General features: G+C 59.4%; 21 protein-coding genes and 1 pseudogene. 6 read left to right on the forward strand and 16 right to left on the reverse strand.

Annotated elements, in window-relative coordinates; genetic code table 11:
- Positions 1 to 123: 123 nt before the first annotated feature.
- The 3 genes from ACIF4X_RS06405 to ACIF4X_RS06415 all read right to left on the reverse strand — a co-directional run bounded on the left by ACIF4X_RS06405 (position 124) and on the right by ACIF4X_RS06415 (position 3,147).
- Positions 124 to 1,737, reverse strand: coding sequence for an NAD(P)/FAD-dependent oxidoreductase (locus ACIF4X_RS06405; protein ID WP_397481425.1), 1,614 nt, complete (start codon positions 1,735 to 1,737; stop codon positions 124 to 126).
- A gap of 97 nt (positions 1,738 to 1,834) precedes the next feature.
- Positions 1,835 to 2,488: a COG3650 family protein gene (locus ACIF4X_RS06410; RefSeq protein ID WP_397481426.1), complete on the reverse strand. Its 654-nt coding sequence runs from the start codon at positions 2,486 to 2,488 to the stop codon at positions 1,835 to 1,837.
- A gap of 59 nt (positions 2,489 to 2,547) precedes the next feature.
- Complete coding sequence (locus ACIF4X_RS06415) at positions 2,548 to 3,147, reverse strand: short chain dehydrogenase (protein ID WP_397481427.1); 600 nt, start codon at positions 3,145 to 3,147, stop codon at positions 2,548 to 2,550.
- Between the two features lie 104 nt (positions 3,148 to 3,251).
- On the opposite strand from ACIF4X_RS06415, the gene ACIF4X_RS06420 reads away from it, so the two are divergent.
- Positions 3,252 to 4,166, forward strand: a complete 915-nt coding sequence (locus tag ACIF4X_RS06420) for a LysR family transcriptional regulator (RefSeq protein ID WP_064119785.1) — start codon at positions 3,252 to 3,254, stop codon at positions 4,164 to 4,166.
- 11 nt (positions 4,167 to 4,177) lie between these two features.
- Here ACIF4X_RS06420 and ACIF4X_RS06425 read toward each other — a convergent pair whose 3' ends face one another.
- Genes ACIF4X_RS06425 through ACIF4X_RS06440 form a run of 4 tightly spaced genes read right to left on the reverse strand, consistent with a single transcriptional unit; the run spans position 4,178 to position 6,624 of the window.
- Positions 4,178 to 4,654, reverse strand: coding sequence for a DoxX family protein (locus ACIF4X_RS06425; protein ID WP_397481428.1), 477 nt, complete (start codon positions 4,652 to 4,654; stop codon positions 4,178 to 4,180).
- Positions 4,651 to 5,409 (reverse strand): DUF2063 domain-containing protein, encoded by a 759-nt coding sequence (locus ACIF4X_RS06430; protein ID WP_397481429.1) that lies wholly within the window; start codon positions 5,407 to 5,409, stop codon positions 4,651 to 4,653. The genes ACIF4X_RS06425 and ACIF4X_RS06430 overlap by 4 nt, the downstream gene beginning before the upstream one ends.
- Complete coding sequence (locus tag ACIF4X_RS06435) at positions 5,406 to 6,293, reverse strand: DUF692 domain-containing protein (RefSeq protein ID WP_397481430.1); 888 nt, start codon at positions 6,291 to 6,293, stop codon at positions 5,406 to 5,408. Before ACIF4X_RS06435 ends, ACIF4X_RS06430 begins: the two co-directional genes overlap by 4 nt.
- Positions 6,294 to 6,318: 25 nt before the next feature.
- On the reverse strand, positions 6,319 to 6,624 hold the full coding sequence (locus tag ACIF4X_RS06440) for a DUF2282 domain-containing protein (protein WP_007918537.1): 306 nt from the start codon (positions 6,622 to 6,624) through the stop codon (positions 6,319 to 6,321).
- Between the two features lie 305 nt (positions 6,625 to 6,929).
- On the opposite strand from ACIF4X_RS06440, the gene ACIF4X_RS06445 reads away from it, so the two are divergent.
- Together ACIF4X_RS06445 and ACIF4X_RS06450 are read left to right on the forward strand one after the other, a co-directional pair.
- Positions 6,930 to 8,225 carry a DUF2599 domain-containing protein gene (locus tag ACIF4X_RS06445; RefSeq protein WP_397481431.1) on the forward strand — a complete coding sequence of 432 codons (1,296 nt, stop codon included), beginning with the start codon at positions 6,930 to 6,932 and terminating at the stop codon, positions 8,223 to 8,225.
- 33 nt (positions 8,226 to 8,258) lie between these two features.
- Positions 8,259 to 9,494: a DUF2599 domain-containing protein gene (locus tag ACIF4X_RS06450; RefSeq protein WP_397481432.1), complete on the forward strand. Its 1,236-nt coding sequence runs from the start codon at positions 8,259 to 8,261 to the stop codon at positions 9,492 to 9,494.
- A gap of 189 nt (positions 9,495 to 9,683) precedes the next feature.
- Here ACIF4X_RS06450 and ACIF4X_RS06455 read toward each other — a convergent pair.
- The 5 genes and pseudogenes from ACIF4X_RS06455 to ACIF4X_RS06475 all read right to left on the reverse strand — a co-directional run bounded on the left by ACIF4X_RS06455 (position 9,684) and on the right by ACIF4X_RS06475 (position 14,683).
- A pseudogene (locus ACIF4X_RS06455) lies at positions 9,684 to 10,385 on the reverse strand (ABC transporter ATP-binding protein).
- Positions 10,385 to 11,152, reverse strand: coding sequence for a high-affinity branched-chain amino acid ABC transporter ATP-binding protein LivG (gene livG / locus ACIF4X_RS06460; protein ID WP_077571419.1), 768 nt, complete (start codon positions 11,150 to 11,152; stop codon positions 10,385 to 10,387). The pseudogene ACIF4X_RS06455 and the gene livG overlap by 1 nt, the downstream one beginning before the upstream one ends.
- A complete protein-coding gene (locus tag ACIF4X_RS06465) occupies positions 11,149 to 12,405 on the reverse strand; it encodes a high-affinity branched-chain amino acid ABC transporter permease LivM (protein WP_397481433.1) in 1,257 nt (418 codons plus the stop codon). The genes livG and ACIF4X_RS06465 overlap by 4 nt, the downstream gene beginning before the upstream one ends.
- Positions 12,402 to 13,325, reverse strand: a complete 924-nt coding sequence (gene livH, locus ACIF4X_RS06470) for a high-affinity branched-chain amino acid ABC transporter permease LivH (RefSeq protein ID WP_034154997.1) — start codon at positions 13,323 to 13,325, stop codon at positions 12,402 to 12,404. Before livH ends, ACIF4X_RS06465 begins: the two co-directional genes overlap by 4 nt.
- A gap of 230 nt (positions 13,326 to 13,555) precedes the next feature.
- Positions 13,556 to 14,683, reverse strand: a complete 1,128-nt coding sequence (locus tag ACIF4X_RS06475; RefSeq protein WP_034154998.1) for a branched-chain amino acid ABC transporter substrate-binding protein — start codon at positions 14,681 to 14,683, stop codon at positions 13,556 to 13,558.
- Between the two features lie 352 nt (positions 14,684 to 15,035).
- On the opposite strand from ACIF4X_RS06475, the gene ACIF4X_RS06480 reads away from it, so the two are divergent.
- Complete coding sequence (locus ACIF4X_RS06480) at positions 15,036 to 15,356, forward strand: DUF2288 domain-containing protein (protein ID WP_397481434.1); 321 nt, start codon at positions 15,036 to 15,038, stop codon at positions 15,354 to 15,356.
- 303 nt (positions 15,357 to 15,659) lie between these two features.
- Here ACIF4X_RS06480 and ACIF4X_RS06485 read toward each other — a convergent pair whose 3' ends face one another.
- Positions 15,660 to 17,858, reverse strand: a complete 2,199-nt coding sequence (locus ACIF4X_RS06485) for a hypothetical protein (RefSeq protein ID WP_007918508.1) — start codon at positions 17,856 to 17,858, stop codon at positions 15,660 to 15,662.
- A 196-nt stretch (positions 17,859 to 18,054) separates the two neighbouring features.
- On the opposite strand from ACIF4X_RS06485, the gene ACIF4X_RS06490 reads away from it, so the two are divergent.
- A complete protein-coding gene (locus ACIF4X_RS06490) occupies positions 18,055 to 18,951 on the forward strand; it encodes an NAD(P)-dependent oxidoreductase (protein WP_397481435.1) in 897 nt (298 codons plus the stop codon).
- On the opposite strand, the gene ACIF4X_RS06495 is transcribed toward ACIF4X_RS06490, so the two are convergent.
- Both ACIF4X_RS06495 and ACIF4X_RS06500 read right to left on the reverse strand, forming a co-directional pair.
- Entirely contained in the window at positions 18,842 to 21,124 is a 2,283-nt protein-coding gene (locus ACIF4X_RS06495) for a putative bifunctional diguanylate cyclase/phosphodiesterase (protein ID WP_397481436.1), read from the reverse strand. The genes ACIF4X_RS06490 and ACIF4X_RS06495 overlap by 110 nt on opposite strands.
- A 149-nt stretch (positions 21,125 to 21,273) precedes the next feature.
- Positions 21,274 to 21,642, reverse strand: a complete 369-nt coding sequence (locus ACIF4X_RS06500; protein WP_064119770.1) for a YkgJ family cysteine cluster protein — start codon at positions 21,640 to 21,642, stop codon at positions 21,274 to 21,276.
- A gap of 301 nt (positions 21,643 to 21,943) precedes the next feature.
- Here ACIF4X_RS06500 and ACIF4X_RS06505 point away from each other — a divergent pair, with 301 nt between their 5' ends.
- The gene (locus ACIF4X_RS06505) at positions 21,944 to 23,293 is read left to right on the forward strand and encodes a spinster family MFS transporter (protein WP_397481437.1); all 1,350 of its coding nucleotides are present in this window, start codon (positions 21,944 to 21,946) and stop codon (positions 23,291 to 23,293) included.
- Positions 23,294 to 23,539: 246 nt separating this feature from the next.
- On the opposite strand, the gene rapA is transcribed toward ACIF4X_RS06505, so the two are convergent.
- Positions 23,540 to 26,386, reverse strand: a complete 2,847-nt coding sequence (gene rapA, locus ACIF4X_RS06510; RefSeq protein ID WP_397481438.1) for an RNA polymerase-associated protein RapA — start codon at positions 26,384 to 26,386, stop codon at positions 23,540 to 23,542.
- Positions 26,387 to 26,558 lie beyond the last annotated feature (172 nt).

The following is a 26,558-nucleotide window of genomic DNA, read 5'->3' on the forward strand; positions in this document are numbered from 1 at the left end:
TCAACTGTGGGAGCTGGCTTGCCAGCGATAGCGGAGTGTCAGTCAACAATTAGTTGAGTCTGAGTCCGTCATCGCTGGCAAGCCAGCTCCCACAGGGTTTTGTGTTGGGTCAGCTAATGCTGATCAGGCTTCGAGGCCGAGAATGTCCCGCGCTACAGCTTCAGCAATGCGAATCCCGTCAACACCCGCCGACAGAATCCCGCCCGCGTAACCCGCGCCCTCACCGGCAGGGAACAAGCCCTTCACGTTCATGCTTTGCAGCGTTTCGTTACGGGTAATCCGCAATGGCGATGAGGTGCGCGTCTCGATGCCAGTCAACACCGCATCGTGCAGCGAGTAACCGCGAATCTGCTTCTCGAACGCCGGCAACGCTTCACGAATCGCTTCAATTGCAAAATCCGGCAAAGCCAACGCCAAGTCACCCAGCGCCACGCCAGGCTTGTACGAAGGCTCGACTTCGCCCAGTTCAGTCGAAGGAATGTCATTGATGAAGTCGCCAACCAACTGTGCCGGCGCCTTGTAATCGCTGCCACCCAGAATGAACGCGTGGGATTCCAGACGTTCTTGCAACTCGATACCGGCCAGCGGGCCGCCCGGATAATCGACTTCCGGGGTAATGCCAACGACGATGCCGGAATTGGCATTGCGCTCGTTACGCGAGTACTGGCTCATGCCGTTGGTGACCACGCGGTTCGGCTCGGAAGTCGCCGCGACCACGGTGCCGCCCGGGCACATGCAGAAGCTGTAGACCGAACGGCCGTTTTTGGCGTGGTGCACCAGTTTGTAGTCGGCAGCGCCGAGTTTCGGGTGGCCGGCGTACTTGCCCAAGCGCGCACGGTCGATCAGCGATTGCGGGTGTTCGATACGGAAACCCACCGAAAACGGCTTGGCTTCCATGAATACGCCACGGCTGTGGAGCATGCGGAAGGTGTCGCGGGCGCTGTGGCCGAGGGCCAGAACCACGTGTTTCGAATGCAGGGTTTCGCCGCTCGCCAGTTGCACGCCGACCAATTGGCCGTCTTCGATCAGCACGTCGCTGACGCGTTCCTGGAAGCGCACTTCGCCGCCCAGTTCGCGGATCTGCTCGCGCATGTTTTCAACCATGCCGGTCAGACGGAACGTACCAATGTGCGGCTTGCTGACGTAGAGGATTTCTTCCGGCGCGCCGGCCTTGACGAACTCGTGCAGGACTTTGCGCCCGAGGAATTTCGGATCTTTGATCTGGCTGTACAGCTTGCCGTCGGAGAACGTCCCCGCGCCGCCTTCGCCGAACTGCACGTTGGACTCGGGGTTGAGCACGCTTTTACGCCACAGGCCCCAGGTGTCCTTGGTGCGCTGACGCACTTCGGTGCCACGTTCGAGAATGATCGGTTTGAAGCCCATCTGTGCCAGGAGCAGGCCGGCGAAGATTCCGCACGGGCCGAAACCGACGACGATCGGGCGCTGGCTCAGGTCGCTTGGCGCCTGGCCGACGAACTTGTAGCTGACATCCGGCGCCACGTTGACGTTACGGTCGTCGGCGAACTTGCCCAACACCTTGGCCTCGTCGCGCACTTCGAGGTCGATGGTGTAGATGAAGCACAGTTCGGAGGACTTTTTGCGCGCGTCGTAGCTGCGCTTGAACAAGGTGAAATCGAGCAGATCATCGCTGGCGATGCCCAGACGCTGCACGATGGCAGGGCGCAGGTCTTCTTCGGGATGGTCGATTGGCAGCTTGAGTTCAGTGATTCGTAACATGGCGAGGATCCGGGTTCGCGGGGCGCACAACTGCGCCAAGGCGTTTGAAGGCCGCGATTATAAGCCGCAAAGGCCGGATCCGGTGAGGCTAAAACGCTCAGTCGTTGCGCGATCCGCCGAAATACCCGCAACCGCGTTGCACCTGGCCGTCGATGCGCAACTCGGCGCTCATGTGCTGCACGCTACCGCTGCTGCTGTCGACGCAGCGCTGCGGCGCGACCCATAACTCGATGCGCTGGTTGTTGGCTTCACTGCTCAGATTGAAGCGGCCGTCGCCCAGTTGTTCTTCAACATACGGCACGGCGAGTGGCGGCTGGCCTGCGCGATCAATGACCATGCCTTTGCCGCTGACTTTGACATTCCATTCCGGGCCATGACCGGCGGCGCGCAGGATCAGCAGTTTGAAATTCGGATCATCACAGGCAGTGCCGGAGCGCTCGACGCGATACAGTTGGGTCAGATCGAGCCGATCACCGGTGACTTTGCCGCGAACATCGGCAAACAGTTTGCCTTGCTCGTCGGCGAGCGTTGCCGCCTCTTGCAGAATGCTGGTGCCACCGATGTCATTGACCACCAGTTGGCGTTGGTCCTGACACGGCTGGAACACCAGTTTGCCGTCAGCGGCGGTCAGTTGACCCTGCATCCGTGTCTGCCCGACGTGCGAGGCACTTTCTCGCTGGCCATCGAGCAACTGGCAAGCGGCAAACAACGGCAGCAGGGCAACAAGAACTAACGAACGGGCAACACGCATCTTCGGCTCTCCAGACAAGTGCCGCCACGTTACGCAGCCTGACCGTTCATCACAAGGGTTTAGCCCACGTGAAATGTCTGACCTGTCTGCAGGCCTTCGACACTTTTCGCGTAGGCCAATGCCACATCTGCCGCAGGAACCGGTTTGTAACCACGGAAATACGGGGCGTAACTGCCCATCGCTTCGAGCAGTACGGTCGGGCTGATCGAGTTCACCCGCAAGCCGCGCGGCAGTTCGATGGCTGCGGCGCGCACGAAGCTGTCCAGTGCGCCGTTGACCAGCGCTGCCGACGCGCCGCTGCGAATCGGATCGTGGCTGAGCACGCCGGTGGTGAAGGTGAACGAAGCACCGTCGTTGGCGAACTCACGGCCGATCAGCAGCAGATTGACCTGGCCCATCAGTTTGTCTTTGAGGCCGAGGGCAAAGCTGTCTTCAGTCATCTCAGCCAGCGGTGCGAAGGTTACGTTGCCGGCAGCGCACACCAGTGCATCGAACTTGCCGGTCTTTTCGAACAGCTTGCGGATCGATGCGCTGTCGCTGATATCCACCTGCAAGTCACCGCTGTTGCGGCCGATGCGGATGACTTCGTGGCGTTGCGAGAGCTCTTTGTCCACGGCCGAACCGATGGTGCCGCCAGCGCCTATCAACAGAATTTTCATCGTGCTTTGCCTCAATTGATTGAACGAGTTTCCAGTCTAGAGTGGTTTTTTCTGCGGATAAGCGTGCTAATGGGCAACCTTTGGTTTTCAAATGGAAACAATCCATGAGCGAAATGGATGATCTGGCGGCGTTCGCTGTGCTGATCGAGGCCGGCAGTTTCACCTTGGCGGCGCAGCAGTTGGGCTGTAGCAAGGGGCAGTTGTCCAAGCGCATCAGCCAACTGGAAGCGCGATTTGCCGTGGTGTTGCTGCAACGCACCACCCGACGCTTGAGCCTGACTGCCGCCGGGGCGGCATTGTTGCCGCAGGCCCAGGCGCTGGTCGTCCAGGTGGAACGGGCGCGTCAGGCCCTGGCGCGACTGAAAGACGACATGGCAGGGCCCGTGCGAATGACGGTGCCAGTGTCGCTGGGGGAAACCTTCTTCGATGGTCTGCTGCTGGAGTTTTCGCAGCAATACCCCGAAGTGCAGATCGAGCTTGAGTTGAATAACAGTTACCGCGAGCTGTCACGGGACGGTTTTGATCTGGCGATCCGTAGCGAGGTGGCCAATGATGAGCGACTGGTGGCTAAACCGTTGCTGGCCTGGCAGGAAATGACCTGCGCCAGCCCGGCCTATCTTGAGCGCTTCGGTGAGCCGCTGACGCCACAGGCTCTGGCCGAGCATCGCTGTCTGCTCAACAGCCACTACAGCGGTCGCGAAGAATGGCTGTATCACCAGCAGCATGAATTGATGCGGGTGCGGGTGTCGGGGCCGTTCGCCAGTAACCATTACAGCTTGCTCAAGAAAGCCGCACTGGCGGGCGCCGGGATTGCGCGGTTGCCTTCGTATCTGCTGCAAGCGGAATTGGCGGACGGACGCTTGCGCTGGTTGCTGCGTGATTTTCAGACCCGACGCATGCCGATGTATCTGGTGCATCCGTATCAGGGCGGACTGCCAAAACGCACGCAGGTGTTGGCGGATTACTTGATCGGCTGGTTCAAGCGCAGCGGCGAGGCGCTGGATCGACTTCAGCGCTGATCTTATGAACATCAGTTGGCGAAGCGGCGGGCGATCAGATGATCAATCGACAACTTACCGGGCCCGGTCGTCATCAGGTACAGCAACACCGCTGCCCACGTGCCGTGAGTCGGATAGGCATCCGGATACACAAACAGTTGAATGGTCATCGTCATCCCCAACAGCGCCAGTGCTGAAAACCGCGTGGCGAAGCCGATCAGGATCAGCAGCGGAAAAAAGTGCTCGGCAAAAGCGGCCATGTGCGCGGCGATCTCTGGCGACAGCAGCGGCACGTGGTATTCGCTTTTGAACAGTGGAATGGTCGAGTCGGCCAAGCGCGGCCAGCCAAGTTGAAAGGTGCCGTCGATCAAATCGATGGCCAGCCCTTCGACCTTGGTCTGCCCGGACTTCCAGAACACCGCTGAAATCGAGAAACGTGCAATGAAGGCGATCAGGCTGTGGGGGATTTTCTCCAGCAGCGCGATGGCGCGGGTGATGAGGTTGTTCATGGCAGTTCCTTGTTGTTCAGGTGAGTGATGACGTTGCGAGCGATCAGCAAGCCGAGGGTTTGCGCGAGGTCGAACTCAGGGCTGTTTTCAGCCGCTGCCAGCAGTGTCTGGCCATCGATCAGGTTGCGGATAAACCTGCTGGCACCGGGGTCGAGGGCAAACACTTCGACGTCCAGGCCATTGCGCAACACCATGGCGTGTTGCCTTTGGTGGACGTCGATTCCCTCCAGCGTCGAGTCGTGCTGATGTGCGCCCCAGATCGCAACCACGGCAAAGGCTGAGTCGAGCAGGTACAGGGAGGGATGAAGGTTGAGGCGCAGTTCACTCAGCGTTTGCGCATCAGTCAGTGCTGCTGTGATTTCTTCTGGCCGGACAGGCAGGGCGTCGGCCGCGTGATAGGCGAGGGTACGCAGGTGCTCAAGGCGTGCCACGTCGGCCAGATAAGGTACGCCGCCGGCCGGTTCAAACGCTGCAATGAAGTCCGCGAACGCTTCGCCGTAGCAACTCATCAACGGACTTTGCGGCGGTTGCTGTTGTACGAAAACGGCCGCCATGGCACGGAAGAATTCGTCGCCCACCAATTGCGCAACCACCGGATAGCTGTCGCCCAACGCATTGATCAGCGAACCTTGCACGTTATTGCGATACACCGCGAAACGGCTCGCCGGATCAGCGCCGTTGGCACTGCACAGGCCTTCGGGGCAAGGCAGCCGCGTGTCGATGAGCGCTGCAGCGAAAGCGCGTTGAGTGCTCATGTGCGTGCTCCGGCATCCAGCAAAAGCGCGTCAGCTTGCTGAGCTTCCGCCAGTAGCACCTCGAACGCTGGCACTTGATTGTCGCGCTCGATCAACGTTGCTATCGGGCCAATACGTTGCAGCAATTGCCGGTACAAAGCCCAGACGGCTTGATCGATGGGCGCGCCATGATCATCGATCAGCAAACGGTCGCCGAGGCTGTCGCAATCTTCGGCAAACCCGGCCAGATGAATTTCGCCCACCGCATGTAGCGGCAGGGCATCGAGATACGCCAATGGATCACGCTGATGGTTCACGCAGGAAACGTAGACATTGTTGACGTCCAGCAACAGGCCACAGCCGCTGCGGCGGATGACCTCGGCGATGAAATCTGCTTCATCGATGGTCGAGCGCTGGAACGCCAGATACGTCGCCGGGTTCTCCAGCAGCATGGGGCGTTTGAGTGTGTTCTGCAGCTGATCGATATGCTCGCAGACGCGGTTCAGCGTCGGCGTGTCATAGGCCAGCGGCAGCAGGTCATTGAGAAACACCGGGCCGTGGCTCGACCACGCCAGGTGTTCGGAAAAAGAGTGCGGTTGATAGCGCCGAATCAGTTCGGCCAAACGTTTGAGGTGCTGTTGATCCAGCGGCCCTTCAGCACCGATGGACAACCCGACACCGTGCAGCGACAGCGGATACTGTTCGCGGATCAAACCGAGAAAATGATGAAACGGACCGCCGGCCACCATGTAGTTTTCGGCGTGGACTTCGAAGAAACCGATGTCTGGTTGTGAACCGAGCACTTCACGAAAGTGCCCGGTCTTGAGCCCCAGCCCGGCACGGGCCGGAAGCCCGGTGAGGGCTGCCTGAGTGCAGGAGCGGGCATGGTCATTGATTGTGAGCATGATCGTCACTCAGGCAGACCAATGATCAGGACTTGGCTTTGAAGGCTTCCATCTGACCGAAACCGGTCGGCGAGGTCTTGCTCTCAGTGGTGGCGCAGGTGCCTTTCGGTACGAGTTTCCAGGCGTTTGCCTGGTAGTCCATTTTCGATGTACCGGCACATGTGGTGCCTGCACCAGCGGCACAATCGTTATGGCCTTTCATGGCCACGCCGAAGCATTTTTCCATGTCGGCATCCGCGGCGTGGACGGTCGATACAGCGGCCATGCTCAGGGCAGAACCGAGGGCCAGAACCAGGGCAGTGGCGGACAGGGTGCGAGTGGTAGCAGTCATGATGTTTCTCCAGTCTTGGTCAGGGTTTCTACAAGCGGTTTGTGCTTGCTTACCCCACTAGAGAAAGCTCACTGCGATGCGTTACAGCGCTGCGCAAATTATTTTTAAATAACCTGCAGGCTGAATTTGTGTTCTGTCCCGACGGACTGCCGAGGCTGCTCTATAGTCAACTCGAAGGCCCCTTTGCCCGGGCCGATTTACCAGGATGGTATCTCATGAAAAAGGATCGCTCAGACTCCGCTGTGCTATCGCGCCGGACTTTATCTTTTGCTCTGGCCTGCGCATTTCCCTTGTGGTTCAGTTCGGTGTCTGCCCAGCCCGTGTCCGATCCGCAGGACACCCTCAAGCGCATCAACCTCAACTACAACACCCTCAAGGATGCTTGTCAGGAACCCGACACCGGTGCCGCGCGGGGCCTCTACTATTGCAGTGGCGTGACTTTGCGCATGGTCAACGACGGGCCGTTCAACCCTTGGGATTACAGCCCCTACGCGATCAAGATTGGCGCGACGTCCTACTCGTGGATCCGCAAGGATCTGAGCACGCGAATCCTCATTCATCCGGCCGGTTTCATCCTGCGCACGCCTACCGATGCGGCAGCGCTGAAGTTGCCGGTCAAGGAGCAGGGATTCACCTGCATCTACGCTTTTGATGGCGGCACCGGGCCTGAGCGCAAGTGGTTCGGCTGCGGTTTCTTCGACAGCCGTGAGCCGCCGCGCGCCGCTCAAGGCACGATGAGTAATCGTAATGCTGCGCTGGCCTACGGCACCTGTGCCGAGGCGGGGGTCAGTACCGCCGAGCAATGGACGCAGAAATACACCGGGCTGATGAAGGGACCGATTCAATACGGCCAGTGCTCGTGGAACGCGGAAAAACCCAGCGACTGGAAGGCGATGATCCGGGTCCACGAATCACGGCCGAAAACCACCAACAAGGATCCCTTTGCCTTCAGCGCGCAGGTCAACGAGTTCATGTTGAAGAACGCCACGGCGAGCAACGACGGCAGCGAAAACATGAAGTACATCGATGCCTTTATCTACAACGTCAACAGCACACAAAACTTCGCCACTCGTGGTGATCAGGCACCTCCCAAACCCGAGAACGGTCTGAACAGCGCTCGCAATTTCCAGAAAAAACTCCAGGCCCGAGGCTACAGCGTGCCAATCCTGCGGCTGGATTTCACCAAGCCCGCCGAACATCGTTTCAGCTACGTCGCGGCCGATCAGGCGATCGACCTTGGCGTGGCGAGCGGCACCCCGCCGCCACCGCTTGCACCGCCATACATTGCTTCGGCCGACTGGATCAAACGTTACGACCCGGGCACCCGCAAAGATGAATGGAGCCTGAGCATCGTGCCCACGGCGGCGGGGCGAGCCTTGCCCAACGAACAACTTGACGCGATCTACCAGCAACTGTTCGCCCTCAAAGGCGCCGACAGCAACTGGCGCGACAACGAAAAATCCGTCGGCAGCATGCGTCAGCAATTGAGTTGCGTCCTGGTCAATTACCGCGCCAAGACGCCATGGAATCTCGAGCCGTTTCGCCCGGCCCTGTCGGACAGCGAGACTCGGGCAGCGGGGTGCAATCCGGTCCCGCGTTGAAGGTGTGTTTGGCTAATCAAGGAGATGCAAGCCATGCAAAAACGTTTGAACAGGATCGCTCCATTGCTCATGTTCCCGCTGCTGATTCAGGCGACGTGGGCGCATGCCGAGTCGTGCGACGAAACGCTGAAAAAGGTCGAAACGTTGTACAACAAAACCGTCGACAGTTGCGGGCAGGACCCCGCGTCAGACTGCTCCGGGCTGCTGGTGCGAGGCACGCACCGGGCGGATCCGGCGAAGGGGCAGAAATGGGACGTGTGGAATCCCAGCCCCAAAGCCGTGGAGCTGGGGACGTTCGCCGCCTCGTATATGCGCGCCGATGGCATCAGCTATGAAGACCCCGGCATGAGCACGCAGAATGGCTACCTCATTACGCCAAGGGATCTGATTCGCGACCCCGAGACGCCGGTGCACGTGTACTGCGCTTTCCCCAATGACGCCTGGACCGACTATCGCACTGACCGCGGTTGTGGCGACAACAAAAACACTGGGCCGGCCGAAGCGGTTTGTCAGGCCATGAAGCCACCGATCGCCAGCCCGAATGCCTGGGTCGCGCATTTCACTCAGTTCAATAACAACCGGCAGCAAGATCAGTTGCAGTGTGGTTTCAACATGCGCAATCCGATGAGCAGCAAGGAGCGGGTCGACGCCTTTCGCAACTTCATGGGCGCGCGCAAAGTCATCAACGGCCGCGAGTTTCAAACCCAGACCGAACTGCGTCTGGGCAACCCGAAGACCGACGAACTGCCAGTTCTGGCGTTTTTCTACAGCGATCAACGCGGCTTGAACGACGCCTTGGCCAATCAGCGCGACTACAAGGCGAAGACCGGCAAGGACCGCAATATCATCAAGATCGACTTTCCGCGAACCCCGACCGCCAAGGCCACGTTCTCGTGCGTGCAAAGCGCACCGGCGGCGCCGCAGTTCTGTGAGAAGTACATCGAGTCGAGCACTTGGGTACAACGCCCCGATCCGAAACTGGGGCCGAACACCTGGTCGCTTTCGGTGGTGCCGACCGCTTGCGGGCGCGCGATCAAGGATGACCAGACCGACCGGATGTTTGCCGAGCTGTACAACAAGCACAAGGACGATCAGCAGTGGCGGCAGTACAGCGTCAATGGCGGGTCACTGCGTCGGCAGATGGTCTGCCACCTCGCAGCTACCTACGACGGCAAGCCTGTGCGCAACAAGCCGGAGTGGAACCTTGAGCCGGCACGTCCTTATGTCGATCAGGCTACAGCGGTAGCACAGCACTGCAACCCGTACTAAGCGGTCGCTACAACTCTCCATTGTGGGAGCGAGCCTGCTCGCGAAAGCGGTGTGTCATTCAGCAAATGTGCTGACTGATACTCCCTCTTCGCGAGCAGGCTCGCTCCCACAGGGGAATTGTGGTGAATCCAGGATTGGCGGAGGAAAAAAAACGGCCCGAAGGCCGTTTTTTTTGTTGGGCGAAACATATCAACCGCCGAGGTACGCCTCGCGTACTTTCGGGTCGGTCAGCAGCGCTTCACCGGTGCCTTGCATGACCACGCGGCCGTTCTCCAGCACGTAGGCGCGGTCGGCGATTTTCAGCGCCTGGTTGGCGTTCTGCTCGACCAGGAACACCGTCACACCATCCTTGCGCAGCATTTCGATGATGTCGAAAATCTGCTGGATGATGATCGGTGCCAGGCCCAGTGACGGCTCGTCGAGTAGCAGCAGTTTCGGCTTGCTCATCAGCGCACGGCCGATGGCGAGCATTTGCTGTTCGCCGCCGGACATGGTGCCGCCGCGCTGGTTGAAGCGTTCTTTCAGACGCGGGAACAGGCCGAGAACCTTGTCCATTTGCTCCTGATAGTCGCCCTTGTCGGTGAAGAAACCGCCCATGGAGAGGTTTTCTTCAACGGTCAGACGGGCGAACACCCGACGACCTTCCGGCACCACCGCGATGCTCTTGCGCATGATCTGCGACGAGTCCTGGCCGACCAGTTCCTCACCCATGTAGCGGATGCTGCCGCTGTGCGCCTGCGGCGAACCGCAGAGCGTCATCAGCAGCGTTGTCTTGCGTGCTCAGTTGGCGACGATCTTGGTCTCTATCTCGCCATGACTGAGTTCTTCTTTGACGCTGTGCAGGGCCTGGATCTTGCCGTAGAAGGTGGAAACGTTTTCGAACTGCAGCATTACGCTTCCCCCAGGTAGGCTTTGATCACTTCAGGATTGTCGCGGATCTGTTCCGGCGTGCCGTCAGCCAGAGGCGTGCCCTGGTTGATCACGACGATGTGGTCGGAAATGCTCATGACCAGTTTCATGTCGTGTTCGATCAACAGCACGGTGACGTTGTGCTCTTCACGCAGGACGCTGATCAGCGCCTTGAGGTCTTCGGTTTCCTTCGGGTTCAGGCCGGCGGCCGGTTCGTCGAGCATGAGGATCCGTGGACGGGTCATCATGCAGCGAGCGATTTCCAGACGCCGTTGCTGACCGTAGGCCAGGGTGCCGGCGGTACGGTTGGCGAACTCCTTGAGGTTGACCTTTTCCAGCCAGTACTCGGCAAATTCCATGGCCTCGCGCTCGCTTTTGCGAAACGCCGGGGTCTTGAACAGGCCGGCCAGGAAGTTCGTGTTCAGGTGACGGTGTTGGGCGATCAACAGGTTCTCGACCGCTGTCATGTCCTTGAACAGGCGCACGTTCTGGAAGGTGCGCACCACGCCTTTGAGGGCGATCTTGTGGCCCGGCAGGCCTTGAATCGGCTCGCCGTCCAGCAGGATGCTGCCGCCCGTTGGCTGATAGAAACCGGTCAGGCAGTTGAACACGGTGGTCTTGCCCGCGCCGTTCGGCCCGATCAGTGCAACCACTTGTTTCTCTTTGACGGTCAGGGCCACGCCGTTGACCGCCAGCAAGCCGCCGAAGCGCATGCTCAGGTTCTCGACTTTAAGGATCTCGCGGCTCATTTTCGCAACTCCATGTGTGGGCGTTGCATCGGCAGCAGACCTTGTGGACGCCAGATCATCATCAACACCATCAGCGCACCGAACATCAACATGCGGTACTCGCTGAACTCACGCATCATTTCCGGCAACAGGATCATCACCACGGCAGCCAGAATCACACCCAGCTGCGAGCCCATGCCGCCCAGCACCACAATGGCGAGGATGATTGCAGACTCGATAAAGGTGAACGACTCCGGGGTCACCAGACCCTGACGGGCAGCGAAGAAGCTACCGGCAAAACCGGCAAAGCTCGCACCGAGGGTGAACGCCGACAGCTTGATGATCGTCGGATTCAGACCCAGTGCCCGGCAGGCGATTTCATCTTCACGCAGCGCTTCCCACGCACGGCCGATCGGCATGCGCAGCAAGCGGTTGATGATGAACAGCGCTGCCAGCGCCAGCAACAACGCGACCAGGTAGAGGAAAATCACCTTGTTGATCGAGTTGTATTCGAGGCCGAAGTATTCGTGGAAGGTCTGCATGCCTTCCGCCGCCTTACGCTCGAAGGTCAGGCCGAAGAACGTCGGTTTCTCGATGTTGCTGATGCCGTTCGGACCGCCAGTGATGTCGGTCAGGTTACGCAGGAACAGACGGATGATCTCGCCGAAGCCGAGGGTCACGATCGCCAGATAGTCACCGCGCAGGCGCAACACCGGGAAGCCCAGCAGGAAGCCGAACGTCGCCGCCATCAGGCCGGCAATCGGCAGGCAGATCCAGAAGCTCAAGCCATAGTAGTGCGACAGCAGCGCGTAGCTGTAGGCGCCGACGGCGTAAAAGCCGACGTAACCGAGGTCGAGCAGACCGGCCAGACCGACGACGATGTTCAGGCCGAGGCCAAGCATCACGTAGATCAGGATCAGCGTTGCGATGTCCACCGCGCCACGCGAGCCGAAGAACGGCCACACCAGTGCACCGATGATCAGCGCAATGATGAAGTAGCGTTGCGTGGTCGGCAGGGTCAGGAAGTTGCTGGCCTTGGCCGGGATCAACGGCAGGCCCGGCGAGGACTTCCACGCCTTGCTGATCTGCTGATTGAACAACACCCGCAGGAACATCAGCACCGAGCAGATGGCGATGGTCGCCAGAATCATCGGGCTGGTGTTGTGCACTTCGAGGTTGATGCCGACGATGGTCAGTTTCAGACCGAGTACCGGGTAGGCCACGGCCCACACCAGCAAGGCACTGAACAGTGCCTGTTTAAGATTCCTAGTCATACTTTCTCAACCTCCGGACGGCCCAGAATGCCGGTCGGGCGGAACAACAGCACCAGAACCAACAAGCCGAAAGCCACGACGTCCTTGTACTGGTCGCCGAAGATATCGGCGCCAAACGCTTCCGCCACCCCAAGCACTAACCCGCCGAGCATGGCGCCGGGGATGCTGCCGATACCGCCGAGTACCGCTGCGGTAAAGGCTTTGAGGCCGACGAGGAATCCGGCGTTCGGGTTGATTACGCCATATTGCATGCTCAGCAGCACGGCCGCGATGGCCGCCAGCGCAGCACCAATGACGAAGGTCAGGGCGATGATGTTGTTGGTGTTGATGCCGAGCAGGTTGGCCATCTTGATGTCTTCGGCGCAGGCGCGGCAGGCGCGACCCAGGCGAGAGCGGGAGATGAACAGCGTCAGGCCGAGCATGGCGACCAGGGTCACCACGAACACCACGATTTGCATGTAGGAAATCAGCACTTCATGTGCGCCACCTGGCCCGAAGGAAATGTTCCCGGGGATCAGGTTGGGGATGGATTTGTCCTTGGAGTCTTGCGCCAGCAGAACCGTGTTCTGCAAGAAGATCGACATGCCGATGGCGGAGATCAGCGGGATCAGACGGTTGCTGCCGCGCAGGGGGCGGTAGGCGATCCGTTCGATGCTGTAACCATACGAACTGGTGACAACGATGCTCGCGATGAACGCTGCGGTCATCAACAGCGGGACGTTGTCGATTCCCATCATGGCCAGCCCGGCGATGGCGATGAACGCCACGTAGGAACCGATCATGTACACCTCGCCGTGGGCGAAGTTGATCATTCCAATGATGCCGTAAACCATCGTATAGCCGATGGCAATCAGGGCATACGTGCTGCCAATGGTCAGACCATTAACCAGCTGCTGGAAGAAGTGATAGAGGTCAGGCATTACAACGCTCCTAAAAACCTGATACGCATTTCACTGGTGGAGTCATTTTCCCGCCCGGCCCCGTGGATCTATATCCACTTCGAATCCGGGTTTTGCCAGCGAACCGCTGATGACGGTTTTGAGATTTTCAGGTGGGGAGACTGGCGGATCACGCCAGCGCGGCCCATACATTCGTAAAACAAAGCCCACGGCACGCCGTGGGCTTTATTGGCAGTCAGTCAGGCAGCGCCTTACTGAGGCGAAACTTCAGTTTTTGGTTTGCCGAAGTGCCACTCGTAAACCACAAATTTGAAGTCCTTCAGGTCGCCCTTGGCGTCGAAGCTCAGGTCGCCAGTCGGGGTTTTGAAGGTGCCGGCGTGAATGGCTTCGGCCACTTTGGCAGGGTCTTCGGATTTGGCCGCGGTGATACCACCGGCAATCACTTCAACCGCCGAGTAGGAAGGGAACACGAACGGGCCGCTCGGGTCTTCTTTCTTCGCCTTGAATGCATCCGCCAGGGCGATGTTGGCCGGATCCTGGTCGAAGGATTTCGGCAGGGTTACCAGCAGACCTTCGGAAGCGTCTTTGGCGATCTGCGAAATGGAGTCGTTACCCACGCCTTCCGGACCCATGAACTTGGCTTTCAGGCCTTTTTCGGCCGACTGACGCAGGATCAGGCCCAGCTCCGGGTGGTAGCCGCCGTAGTAAACGAAATCGACGTTGGCTTGCTTGAGTTTGGCGATGATCGAGGAGAAGTCCTTGTCGCCGGCGTTGACGCCTTCGAACACGGCAACCTTGGTGCCTTTCTTCTCGAGGGTCGCTTTGACGGCGGTGGCGATGCCTTCACCGTATTGCTGCTTGTCGTGCAGGACGGCCACGATTTTCGGTTTTACGTGATCGGCAATGTAGTTACCGGCGGCAGGGCCCTGGGCGCTGTCCAGACCGATGGTACGGAAGACCATTTTGTAACCACGGGCGGTAATGTCCGGGCTGGTGGCAGCCGGGGTGATCATGATCACGCCTTCGTCTTCGTAGATGTCCGAAGCCGGTTGAGTGGAGCTGGAGCACAGGTGACCGACCACGAACTTGACGCCGTCGTTGACGACCTTGTTCGCGACCGCTACCGCTTGTTTCGGATCGCAGGCATCGTCGTATTCAACGGCTTCGAGTTTCTTGCCGTCGACGCCGCCCTTGGCGTTGATTTGCTCAATGGCCATTTTCGCGCCGCTGAACTGCATGTCGCCGTACTGGGCTACTGGACCGGTTTTAGGACCGGCGATACCGATTTTGATGGTGTCAGCTGCGAACGAATGGCTGGCAACCCCGGCCAGAACCATAGCGGCAAACAGTTTGGAAATCTGCTTAGTAGCCTTAGTCATAGTGCTCCACTCTTACTGTTGTAATTTTTTTGAGTTCTGGCGCCGTAGCAGCAGAACCGGGTCAGATATCTTTGCGATACCCTCCGGAAATGCCCCCGGCAACTGTACCGGTACAGTGTAGAGCGCCGGTTGTCAGCCTGGGAAGCGGGCGCCGAGGGGCAAAACTTGGGGGTGTCGCATTTTTGAATGAAAAAGACAGAATTGCGGCGGGGCGTTCGTGGGTATATATCCCAATCAGCAGCATTCCTTGGCGTTCCTGCTCTTTTCGTTCGGTACAGCCATTTGCAACCGGGTTTTGCTGGCGGACCACCAACGTTATTATTCGCGTCGATTTCTTTTCCGGACAGCACCCATGAATCAAGAACCTAGCACCCTCTATGCCAAGCTGCTTGGTGAAACCGCATCTATTACCTGGAAAGAGTTGGAGCCGTTCTTCGCCAAGGGTGCCCTATTGTGGGTCGACCCTACGCTTGATTTGATCGCTGCCGCCGAGGCCGTGGCGTCGGATGAAGGCGAGAAAGTGGCTGCCTGGCTGGCCGAAGACAAGGTCGCCAAGCTCTCTGAAACGCGGGCGCTGGATCTTTTTGAACGCGATCCATCGTTGTGGGCGGTGGTGGTTTCGCCGTGGATTCTGATCCAGGAAAGGGCGGGCGTCGCCAGCGATGCCCCTTGATGGTGCGTCCGCTGATCGGCGAAATGTGTGTAGCGGAGTAGCGTGATGGCACGTTGCCGTAGAGAAACACCACAAGCGAAGGTGGCCTCACGGTGACGTAAACGTAACGGGAACAGTTTAGTGAGCAGCCTAACGGCTGCTTAATTGTTTCTGGATATTGAAGAGGCTGAAATCTGCAGTGAGTTTCAGGGCCTCATCGCTGGCAAGCCAGCTCCCACAGGTTTGGTGTTGTTCACAAAATTTGTGTTCACCCGGACCTTGTGGGAGCTGGCTTGCCAGCGATAGGGGCGACTCGGTCTTCGATCAGACCGAGAACGACTTGCCGGTATGGTTATTCAGGGAAATAACCTTGGTCTTGCCAATCCGGTGACGGTAAATCTCACGCAGGTATTTGATCGACTTCTTCACGCAATCACGCGACAGACGAATGTCGTTGATCGAGACAAACTTCTCTTTGTCGTTGATCAGCTCGCGGTACTTCTTCTCGTACATTGGCTTGATCGCGTACCAGTTGGTGTCGAGGATCTTCGCCGGGTTCTCGAACTCGTTGAGCAGGTCGTCGATGCGGTCTTCGTCGAATTCTTCATTGATGATGAAGTCGAGAATCGAGTTGTCCAGGGTCTCGTCGAAACGGTACGGGTTCTTCGCGAAGCAGCGCTTGATGAACGCCACGATCAGGGTCAGGAAGTCATCCGACAGGCACGGGCTCTTGGCGATCAATGTGGTCAGCGACAGGTTGGCCGAAGCACCGATCACCAACGCGTAACGCTTTAGCGTGGTGTTGGGGAACAGGCTGTTGAGGTGGGTCTTCAACCGATTCAGGTCCATGTACGACAACTTGTAGTCTTTCGGCAGCGAAACGATCGAGACCACCGACGAGCAGTTCTTGAAGAAGTGCAGGTCGTGCAGCGCGGCAGCGTCGTAGCCGGAATTCTTGTACTGCTCAAGCGAAGCGCGATAACGCTTGGATTCGATCGGCAACAGGCTGATGCCTTCGATCGCCTGCGTCACTTTGTTGAAGTGCGGCAGGTCAATCGAGCGGAAGAACAGGTCGTCGATGTTCAGGCGCTGCGGCTCTTTGTCGAACACCTTGAATTTGTCGCTGCTCGGCGGCGGCGTTTCCGGCACCACCGATTCGGCGTAGGCAATTGCCACCGGGCCGGCGAGACTCATGAACAGGTCGTTGGCGTCGAGGCGAATGGTTTCGCCGATGTCGATGCCGGCGCGGCGGAAGTAGTTCTGGTCGTAGTCAGTGGTGACTGCCTGCGCCGTCAGAATGTTGAAGATCTGCTGCGAGATGTACTGGTTGGCGTGCTTTTCCATGGCATTGACATCAATGTTCTGGATGTTGCCGTCGTCGCTCTCTTCGGCGTAACGCATGATGTCGTTGGAGATCAGCATCATTGCGTTCCATGGGCGGATACGGCCCATGACGCTGGCTTCGCTGCTGTCTTCATTAGCGAAGTTGTAAGAGAAATCCCATTCTTCCGAGAGGTATTTGCACAACAAGCGACCGGCGTTGATGTGCAGCGCCTCGGACATTTCGCTGCGATGGTCGGAAATGTTCGGCAGCACGCAGATGCCGCTGGTGAAGATCGGCTCGAACACGAACGAATGACCGCTCTTGCCGTCATGCTCGTCCATGGGCTTGGTGTCGAACGTCTTGTTCATGTACGAGTGCTGCTGGGCCAGGCCGAATTCCGAAGCCATGCCGGAACCGGTACCGCCGCCGGCACTGAAGATCGAGAAATACAGGCGCGACTGGTTGGCCTTGATGCCGCAGCTGTCGATCAGGTACGAGTGGATCATTTTCCAGTCAGGGCTGGAGAAACGCTGGGTGTCCTTGTTGAGGATGATCTTCGCCAGGTACTGGCCAAGGATCGGCGCGTTACCGGCGCCACCGGCGTGGACCTCGGACAAGTCCATGATCTTCATTTTGCTGTAGTCGCGCAGGAAGCCGCTTTTCTCGCCTTTGCGCGAGAAACGGATGCGCCCGGCGATGTCCTTGTCGAGGTCGCCGAGCATCACCAGCGGCTCGACCAGAAACACCGGTTTGGTCGATTTGTTCGGACCGATGCGCAGGTTGTTCTTGATCCACTGTGCCGGGCTGTAGCCCTTGTCGGCCAGTCGGCGATCCGCCGCGCGGTCTTCATTGTTGAATTCGTTGAGGTAGAACTTGCGTGCGTTGTACACCAGCTCCGCGACGTCGAGGGCGATGTTCGAGCCGCAGCGACCGAGGCCGATCAGGCACACCGAGGGGAATTCCTGATCGTTGTGCTGCTCGTTGTCGCCTTCCAGATGCGGCGGGCGCGGGAACACCAGATCACGCAGGCCGTCGAGGTTGTCGAGGATGCGGTCGGTATTGGTTTCGGTGAAGTACAGGTATTGCTGAGTCGACAGCGGGCGCGACGGGACCAATGGCTTCGACGATGAAGGGCTGTTGGCAGCGGGGCTTAACGTCAGATCGGATACCGCAGTGGCGGGATTGTTTTTAGAAGTCATTGTGCGCCATATACCTGGACTGGGTTGGCTCGCGGGCCAGTTGCCTGCGAACCTCACGGAATAAGATCTCGCGTCTTTTGTGCGCGAATTGAGCCCGAGCATCAGGGTTTTGGCCTGACTGTCGCTGGGGGGAATCCTTTCCTGATCGTTGATGAATCGGCCATTATTCGGCGATCTTTAATCGAAAAGAGGCAAAATGATGTCAACGCTACCTTCGTTGGGGTTCGCCGGAATCGGTCTGATGGGCCTGCCCATGTGCCGGCGTCTGTTGGCCGCGGGTTACCCGCTGACCGTGTGGAACCGCAACCCGGCCAAGTGCGCGCCACTGGTCGAGGCCGGTGCCCGACAGGTCGCAAGCCCGGCGGAACTGTGCGCACACGCCGACGTGGTGATGTTGTGTCTGGCCGACACGGCGGTGGTGCGCGAAGTCGTGTTCGGCCCGAACGGTGTCGCCGAAGGTGCGAAAAAAGCCCAGTTGCTGGTGGATTTTTCCAGTCTGGAACCGACGGCCACGCGCGAAATGGCCGCCGAACTGCTGGAGAAAACCGGCATGGCCTGGCTGGATTCACCGGTGTCCGGCGGCGTGGTCGGTGCCGAGGCCGGTAGCCTGGCGATCATGGTCGGTGGCGAAGTGGCAGATCTTGAACGCGTGCGTGCAGTGCTGCTCAAACTCGGTCATCGTGTCACGCACATGGGCGGTATCGGTACCGGGCAAGTGACCAAGGCCTGCAACCAGATGATCGTCGCCTGCAATGCGCTGGTCATCGCCGAAGTGGTGGCGCTGGCCGAGCAGGCGGGCGTTGATGCAAGTCTGATCGCCGAAGCGTTGGCCGGCGGTTTTGCCGATTCGAAACCGTTGCAGATCCTCGCCCCGCAAATGGCCGAAAGCCGTTTCGAGCCGATCAAATGGCACGTGCGTACGCTGCTCAAGGACCTCGACACCGCCGTCAAATTTTCCCGCGAACAGGGTTCGGCGACGCCGATCAGCGGATTGGCCGCACAACTGATGCGCCTGCATGGGGCGCAAGGTTATTTGGCGCAGGATCCAGCGACACTGGTGCAAATGTACCGCGCGCCAGAATCAACGGATTGACCGCGTGTGAATGTTTGCGCTGATTGATTTCTTCCAGCACCGGGCGCAGTTCGTCCAGCGGCACCGGGCGGCTGAGCAGGTAGCCCTGAATGAAGTCGCAGCCCGAGCGTTCCAGAAACTCGTACTGCTCCAGGCTTTCCACGCCTTCGGTGACCACCTGCAAATGCAGAGTGTGCGCCATGACGATGATCGCCTGGACGATCTCCATGTCGGCGGTTGCCGTGGGAATGTCGAGGATGAACGAACGGTCGATTTTCAAGGTGTTGAGCGGCAGGCGCTTGAGGTAGGCCAGCGACGAATAGCCGGTGCCAAAGTCGTCGATCGACAGCGACACACCGAGCGCACGGATCTGTCGCAGCAGCACCAGGGTGTTGGCAATATTGCCCATCAATGCGTTTTCAGTGACCTCCAGTTCCAGCCGTTCCGGCGCGACCCCCGCGCTGTGCAACGCATTTTCGATTTCAATGGCCAGTTCTTCCCGTGCGAGGTTGAGCGGTGAGCAGTTCCAGGCGATTTTCAATTCTTCGCAGCCATGGCGCGACAGTTCACCCAGATCCTTGCAGGCGCGGCGCAGCACCCAGTTGTCCAGTTCGGCGATCAAGCCGTTGTTTTCGGCAATCGAGATGAAACGATCCGGGGTCAGCAAGCCATGCAGCGGATGCTGCCAGCGAATCAGCGCTTCAAGCTTGGTGACGCGGCCGGTTTTCAGTTCGAAGATCGGTTGGTAATACAGCATCAAACCGTTTTCTTCGCGCAGGGCATGGCGCAGTTCTTCTTCCAGTTGCAGTTCGAAGCTGGCGCGGGTCTTGAGGTTGGAACTGAAGAAATGCAGACCGTTGCGTCCTGCACCCTTGGATTGATACAGCGCCAGATCGGCGTGCTTGAGCAGTTCCTCGCAGGTGGTGCCATCCTCCGGAAACAGGCTGATGCCGATGCTGGTGGTCATCACCATGCGGCGCCCGGCCAGTTCGATCGGCTCCTTCATCTTGAGCATGATGCGCTGGGCCATATTGCGGGCTTCTTCACGCTCACGCAGGCTGATGAGGATGCAGAACTCGTCACCGCCGAAACGCGCGACCACGTCTTCATGGCTGCGCACCGAACCTTTGATGTGATTGGCGATGACCTTGAGCAGTTCGTCACCGGCGTCATGGCCGAGGCTGTCGTTGATCCGCTTGAAGTGATCGATGTCGAGAAACATCACCGCGAGCATGCCGCCTTCGCTGGTTTTCTGACTGAGCTTCTCGGCGAATATCTGGTTGAAACCGCGACGGTTGATCAGGTTGGTCAGCGCGTCATAGTTGGCCACTTGCTGCAGTGACATGCGCGCCTGATCGAGTTGGCTGAGCAAGGCGTTGACCCGACGCAGGTCGTGCTCCTTGTTCTGCAGTTTCTTGTCGGCCAGCGCGGCGCTGATCGCGCTGCCAAGGATCAGCAAAGTGATCAGCGCGACCGTAAGCCCCAATTGCAGGTGGCTGGTTTCGGCTGCTATCGACGGCAAGCTGTTTGCCGGCAAGACCAGATTCAGCGCAGCCATGCCGGTGAAATGCATGCTGAAAATGCCGGCACCGAGGATCAGTGCTGCGGCGTACTTGAGTATCTGATGCACCAGGCCACTGCCTTCGCGCAAATAGCCGGCCACCCACAGCGCGGCGAAACTGGCGCCGATGGCGATGGCGATCGACAGTACGAACAGCGCCGGTTGGTAATAAGCGGTAGCGTTCGATTCCATCGCCGCCATGCCGACGTAATGCATGCCGGCGATGCCCAGACCAATGACGATGGCGGTTTTCAGGTATTGCACAAAACTGGGCTGCGCTTCACTCAGCGTGTGCATGGCCAGCCACGAGGCGAGCAGGGCGATCAGCAGGGAAAACAGGGTGATGGGCAGGTCGTACTGAATTTCAATCGGTGCCTGAAATGCCAGCATGCCGATGAAGTGCATCGCCCAGATTCCCCCGGCCAGGCACGTCGCACCGATCCAGCGCCAAAGCCTTTGCGAGCGCAGATCTTCGGCGTGGCCAACCCGCTCCGCCATATCGAGGGTGGCAAAACTGGCCGCGCAGGCAACCAGATAGGCCACCAGCACCAGCAAGGGATTATGTGTGCAATCTAAAATGACCTGCCCGCTCTCCGGCAGCTCGGTAACAAACTGCAAACCAAGCCACTCCATAGCATGCCCCATTTCTGAAGTCGTCCTTACTGCGCGGTCAACGCAGGCGAATGACTGGAGTATAGAGGCGGTTTTTGCTGTGGAAGGGGTAGTGGCACATTGGCGCTAATGATTTCGGCATTAGCGTCATAGCGATTGGCGCTAAAAGCTTAGGCGATCTGTTCGAAAGGGATTTGCGCCCAGTCCGGTTGCAGGGGCGGCAAACCGAAACGCGCACGGGCCTTGTCGCAATCGACATTTTGTTCGCCGTTTTCCCATGATGACTCGAATTCGCGGCAGGGGCTGGAGCGCAATTCATAAATCGAGCACTTCACCTCGCTGCCGACTTCGCCGACCAACGCCGTGCAACGCGGCGATTTACAGTCGGTACCGTTCATCGCCACGCGACTGGGACTGATTTGCGTAACCAGTTCATCGGGCACCGTGCCACCGGAGGAAGCGCACTCGCCCCAAAAGAAAGACACGCGAAAATGGGAACAACAGGCACCGCAATTCAGACACGGACTGGCTTCGGACATGGACGGGGGTATCAAAGGGATTGATCGGGAGATCCGGACGGATCCGGCCGCCATTCTAGGCTTCGCCACAGACTTGGGAAGGGGGGCGCGAAACTATTTTTTTGTGGCAAGGTTTTGCCGCAAAAGCCCCGGTTTTCGGGGGATTGCAGACTTATCAAGGGCTTACGTTTCGTTACAGTGGCATGAGCCGATATCAGGCAGACGAATGATCACAGACAGCTTCCGACGGGCTGACTAGATTGCAGGTTCCGGGCTCGGATGCGTTGGCAGTGAAGCCCTATAACAATAAAGAGACGGACCCATGCAGAACTCGACCCAAGCGGCGAATGCCTGGCGCATTCTGTTCCTGCTGTTCCTCGCCAACCTGTTCAACTTCTTCGACCGCACCATCCCGGCGATCATCATCGAGCCGATCCGCATGGAATGGCACCTCAGTGACTTCCAGTTGGGGATTGTCGGTACCGCATTTACCATTGTTTACGCGATTGCCGGCCTACCCCTAGGGCGGATGGCCGACACCGGTTCGCGCAGCAAATTGATGGGCTGGGGCCTGGCGACGTGGAGTGCGCTGACGGCGGTCAACGGGCTGGTCGGCAGTTTCTGGAGTTTCCTGATCGTGCGCATGGGCATCGGCATCGGCGAGGCCAGTTATGCGCCCGCGGCCAATTCGCTGATTGGCGATCTGTTTCCGGCGCATCGGCGGGCGCGGGCGATGGGCATTTTCATGCTCGGGTTACCGCTGGGATTGTTGCTGGCGTTCTTCACCATCGGTGCGATGGTCAAGGCGTTCGATAGCTGGCGTGCGCCGTTCTTCATTGCAGCGGTGCCGGGGTTGATCCTGGCAATCTTCATGTTCTTCATCAAGGAGCCGAAGCGCGGCGCGGCGGAAACCGTGCAAGTGTCTCAAGAGAAAGTCGACAGGCCGATCCGCCGGATTCTGGCGGTGCCGACCTTTCTCTGGCTGGTGCTGGCCGGGTTGTGCTTCAATTTCGCGACCTATGCCTGCAACTCGTTTCTGGTGCCGATGCTGCAGCGCTATTTCCTCATGCCATTGCAGGAAGCGGCCGTGGCCACCGGCATGATCGTTGGCGTGACCGGGCTGGTCGGGTTGACGCTGGGTGGCTGGATTGCTGACAAGATTCACCAGCGTGTGGCCAATGGGCGGCTGTTGTTCGCGGCGTTCAGTCTGATTATTTCGACGCTGTGCACGGCGTGGGCGCTGCATGCCGGGCGTATCGAGATCGGTGTGTTTGTCGCGGTGTTCAGCGTTGGCTGGCTGTTTGCCTACAACTTCTACACCTGTGTTTACACGGCGATTCAGGACGTGGTCGAACCGCGTTTGCGGGCGACGGCGATGGCGTTGTTTTTTGCCGGGTTGTATTTGCTCGGCGGTGGGTTGGGGCCGGTGGTGGTCGGTGGCTTGTCCGATCATTTTGCGCACACGGCGATGTTGTCGGCAGGTGCCGAGCAGATGACCGAGGCGTTCAAGGCGGTCGGGCTGCATGATGCGATGTATTTGATTCCGGTGGCGCTGTTTTTGACGATGGTGTTTCTGTTTCTGGCGGCGCGGTGTTTTGTGCGCGATGCGCAGCGGATGAAGGAAGGGTTGGTTGCTGTGGTTGAGCCAGAAGTTGCAGTAGCGACTGCTTAAGATCAAAAGATCGCAGCCTTCGGCAGCTCCTACATGGGAATGCGGTTTCCTGTAGGAGCTGCCGAAGGCTGCGATCTTTGCTTGATCGTTCCCACGCTCTGCGTGGGAATGCAGCCCGGGACGCTCTGCGTCCCTTTCCAGAGCTGGAACGCGGAGCGTCCCTTGAGGCATTCCCACGCAGAGCGTGGGAACGATCGGCCCGCATCACTGCGGGCCTTCTTGTTTTCAGCGATGGGGCAGGGCGGTTTAGCCCGCCACCAGCACCCGAATCGCTTCCAGTCGCAACGCCGCTTTATCCAGCATCGCCAGACCCTGCTCACGCTGTTCACGCAGCGCCACCAGTTCGCTGTCACGCACGGTCGGGTTGACCGCTTGCAACGCGGTCAGGCGCGCGAGTTCTTCGTCGGTGTCGGCCGCCAGGCGGCGACGGGCCTCGGCCACGCGCTCGGCGTGACGCGGGGCGATCTTGTCTTCACCAGCGTTGATCCGTGGCGTCAGCTGATCGCGCTGGGCCTGGATGAACTTGTTGGCGCTGGCACGTGGCACGCTTTCCAGCTGATCGTTCAGCGTTTCAAACGAGACGCGAGCCGACAGGTCGTTGCCGTTGGCATCGAGCAGGCAGCGCAGGGCGGCCGGCGGCAGGTAACGGCCCAGTTGCAGCGAACGCGGCGCTACCACTTCGCTGACATACAGCAATTCCAGCAGCACGGTGCCCGGTTTCAGCGCCTTGTTCTTGATCAGCGCGACGGCGGTATTACCCATCGAACCGGACAGCACCAGGTCCATGCCGCCCTGCACCATCGGGTGTTCCCAGGTGATGAACTGCATGTCTTCACGCGACAGCGCCTGGTTGCGGTCGTAAGTGATGGTCACACCTTCGTCGTCGCCCAGCGGGAAGCTGGCGTCGAGCATTTTCTCGCTCGGCTTGAGGATCAGGGCGTTTTCCGAATGGTCTTCGCTGTCGATGCCGAACGCGTCGAACAGGGTTTCCATGTAGATCGGCAGGGCGAACTGATCGTCTTGCTCGAGGATGTCCTCGACCAGCGCTTCACCTTCGCCGGCGCCGCCGGAGTTGAGCTCCAGCAAACGGTCACGGCCGGTGTGCAGCTCGGCTTCGAGACGCTCGCGCTCGGTGCGCGCTTCGTCGATCAGCGCTTGCCACTCGCTGTCGTCGGCTTCTTCGAGCAGCGGCAGCAGGCGTGGGCCGAACTGGTGCTGCAAGGCGTTGCCGGTCGGGCAGGTGTTGAGGAACGCGTTCAACGCTTCGTGGTACCACTGGAACAGGCGCTCTTGCGGGCTGGTTTCCAGGTACGGCACGTGCAGTTCGATGATGTGCTTCTGGCCGATCCGGTCGAGACGACCGATACGCTGCTCAAGCAGGTCCGGGTGCGACGGCAGATCGAACAGCACCAGGTGGTGAGCGAACTGGAAGTTGCGACCTTCACTGCCGATTTCCGAGCAGATCAGCACTTGCGCGCCAAACTCTTCATCAGCGAAGTAAGCGGCGGCGCGGTCACGCTCAAGGATGTTCATGCCTTCGTGGAACACCGTGGCCGGGATGCCGGAGCGCACGCGCAGGGCGTCTTCCAGGTCCATCGCGGTTTCGGCGTGGGCACAGATCACCAGCACTTTGGTGCGCTTGAGCATTTTCAGCTGATCGATCAGCCACTCGACACGCGGGTCGAATTTCCACCAGCGCTCTTCTTCGCTGGCGTCTGGTTGCGCCTGGAAGCTGACTTCCGGGTACAGCTCGGCGTGATCGCCCAGCGGCAGTTCGAGGTATTCGTCCGGGCACGGTAGCGGGTACGGGTGCAGTTTGCGCTCCGGGAAACCCTGCACGGCGGCGCGGGTGTTACGGAACAGCACGCGGCCGGTGCCGTGGCGATCGAGCAGTTCGCGCACGAGGCGGGCGCTGGCTTCAGTGTCGCCATCGTTGACCGCGGTCAGCAGGGCTTCGCCTTCGTTGCCGAGGAAGCCGTGAATGGTTTTGTGCGCTTCGGCCGAGAGACGGCCCTTGTCGAGCAGCTCCTGAACGGCTTCGGCCACCGGGCGATAGTTGTCGCTCTCGGCGCGGAACGCGGCCAGGTCGTGGAAGCGGTTCGGGTCGAGCAGGCGCAGACGGGCGAAGTGGCTGTCCTGGCCGAGTTGTTCCGGGGTGGCGGTGAGCAACAGCACGCCCGGAATGACTTCGGCAAGTTGTTCGACCAGCGAGTATTCCGCGCTGGCCTTTTCTTCGTGCCAAACCAGGTGGTGCGCTTCGTCGACCACCAGCAGATCCCAACCGGCAGCGAACAGTGCGTCCTGCGCCTTCTCGTCGTCGACCAGCCATTCCAGCGCGACCAGCGCCAGTTGGGTGTCTTCGAACGGGTTGGCGGCATCGCTTTCGATGAAGCGCTCTTCGTCGAACAGCGCGACCTGCAGGTTAAAGCGGCGGCGCATCTCCACCAGCCACTGGTGCTGGAGGTTTTCCGGGACGAGGATCAGCACGCGGTTGGCGCGGCCCGAGAGCAGTTGGCGATGGATCACCAGACCGGCTTCGATGGTTTTACCCAGACCCACTTCGTCCGCCAGCAGAACGCGCGGCGCGATGCGGTCGGCGACTTCACGGGCAATGTGCAATTGGTGCGCGATGGGCTGCGCGCGAACGCCACCCAGGCCCCAGAGCGAAGATTGCAGCTGGCGGCTGGTGTGTTCGAGGGTGTTGTAGCGCAGCGAGAACCACGCCAGCGGGTCGATCTGCCCGGCGAACAGACGGTCGCTGGCCAGGCGGAACTGAATGAAGTTCGACAGCTGGGTTTCCGGCAGGGTGACGGCTTCGTTCTGCCCGTTGAGACCGTGATAGACCATCAGCCCGTCGACGTCGTCGACTTGCTGCACGGTCATTTTCCAGCCTTCGAAGTGGGTGATGCTGTCACCCGGCGAGAACCGCACGCGGGTCAGGGGCGCATTCCGTAGCGCGTACTGGCGGGTTTCGCCAGTGGCCGGGTAAAGCACGGTCAACAAGCGGCCGTCCTGTGCCAGAACGGTGCCTAAACCAAGCTCTGCTTCGCTGTCACTGATCCAGCGTTGCCCCGGTTGATACTGCTGCGCCATGCTGCCTGACTCCCACCTTGAAAAAGCGGGCTATCTTAACGGAATGCAGGCTTCAGGGCCAAAGATTACTGGGTAGGAGATGCCGAACGCTGCGATCTTTTTATCTTGGGGAACACTTGGAATCCGTGTTGTCCCATTAAAAGATCGCAGCCTGCGGCAGCTCCTACACGTG

It is taken from the genome of Pseudomonas sp. NPDC085632 (assembly GCF_044541255.1).
Lineage (GTDB): Bacteria > Pseudomonadota > Gammaproteobacteria > Pseudomonadales > Pseudomonadaceae > Aquipseudomonas.

Bases quoted from the DNA above. Each gene is read 5' to 3' on its own strand.
- ACIF4X_RS06500 (WP_064119770.1), bottom strand. From the start codon at position 21,642: ATGTCCGAAGCCAGTCCGTGTCTGAATTGCGGTGCCTGTTGTTCCCAT.
- rapA (WP_397481438.1), bottom strand. From the start codon at position 26,386: ATGGCGCAGCAGTATCAACCGGGGCAACGCTGGATCAGTGACAGCGAA.
- ACIF4X_RS06440 (WP_007918537.1), bottom strand. From the start codon at position 6,624: ATGACTGCTACCACTCGCACCCTGTCCGCCACTGCCCTGGTTCTGGCC.
- ACIF4X_RS06475 (WP_034154998.1), bottom strand. From the start codon at position 14,683: ATGACTAAGGCTACTAAGCAGATTTCCAAACTGTTTGCCGCTATGGTT.
- ACIF4X_RS06495 (WP_397481436.1), bottom strand. From the start codon at position 21,124: ATGGAGTGGCTTGGTTTGCAGTTTGTTACCGAGCTGCCGGAGAGCGGG.
- ACIF4X_RS06450 (WP_397481432.1), top strand. From the start codon at position 8,259: ATGCAAAAACGTTTGAACAGGATCGCTCCATTGCTCATGTTCCCGCTG.
- ACIF4X_RS06480 (WP_397481434.1), top strand. From the start codon at position 15,036: ATGAATCAAGAACCTAGCACCCTCTATGCCAAGCTGCTTGGTGAAACC.
- ACIF4X_RS06405 (WP_397481425.1), bottom strand. From the start codon at position 1,737: ATGTTACGAATCACTGAACTCAAGCTGCCAATCGACCATCCCGAAGAA.
- livG (WP_077571419.1), bottom strand. From the start codon at position 11,152: ATGAGCCGCGAGATCCTTAAAGTCGAGAACCTGAGCATGCGCTTCGGC.
- ACIF4X_RS06425 (WP_397481428.1), bottom strand. From the start codon at position 4,654: ATGAACAACCTCATCACCCGCGCCATCGCGCTGCTGGAGAAAATCCCC.
- ACIF4X_RS06485 (WP_007918508.1), bottom strand. From the start codon at position 17,858: ATGACTTCTAAAAACAATCCCGCCACTGCGGTATCCGATCTGACGTTA.
- ACIF4X_RS06415 (WP_397481427.1), bottom strand. From the start codon at position 3,147: ATGAAAATTCTGTTGATAGGCGCTGGCGGCACCATCGGTTCGGCCGTG.
- ACIF4X_RS06435 (WP_397481430.1), bottom strand. From the start codon at position 6,293: ATGCTCACAATCAATGACCATGCCCGCTCCTGCACTCAGGCAGCCCTC.
- ACIF4X_RS06420 (WP_064119785.1), top strand. From the start codon at position 3,252: ATGAGCGAAATGGATGATCTGGCGGCGTTCGCTGTGCTGATCGAGGCC.
- ACIF4X_RS06430 (WP_397481429.1), bottom strand. From the start codon at position 5,409: ATGAGCACTCAACGCGCTTTCGCTGCAGCGCTCATCGACACGCGGCTG.
- livH (WP_034154997.1), bottom strand. From the start codon at position 13,325: ATGCCTGACCTCTATCACTTCTTCCAGCAGCTGGTTAATGGTCTGACC.
- ACIF4X_RS06505 (WP_397481437.1), top strand. From the start codon at position 21,944: ATGCAGAACTCGACCCAAGCGGCGAATGCCTGGCGCATTCTGTTCCTG.
- ACIF4X_RS06490 (WP_397481435.1), top strand. From the start codon at position 18,055: ATGATGTCAACGCTACCTTCGTTGGGGTTCGCCGGAATCGGTCTGATG.
- ACIF4X_RS06465 (WP_397481433.1), bottom strand. From the start codon at position 12,405: ATGACTAGGAATCTTAAACAGGCACTGTTCAGTGCCTTGCTGGTGTGG.
- ACIF4X_RS06410 (WP_397481426.1), bottom strand. From the start codon at position 2,488: ATGCGTGTTGCCCGTTCGTTAGTTCTTGTTGCCCTGCTGCCGTTGTTT.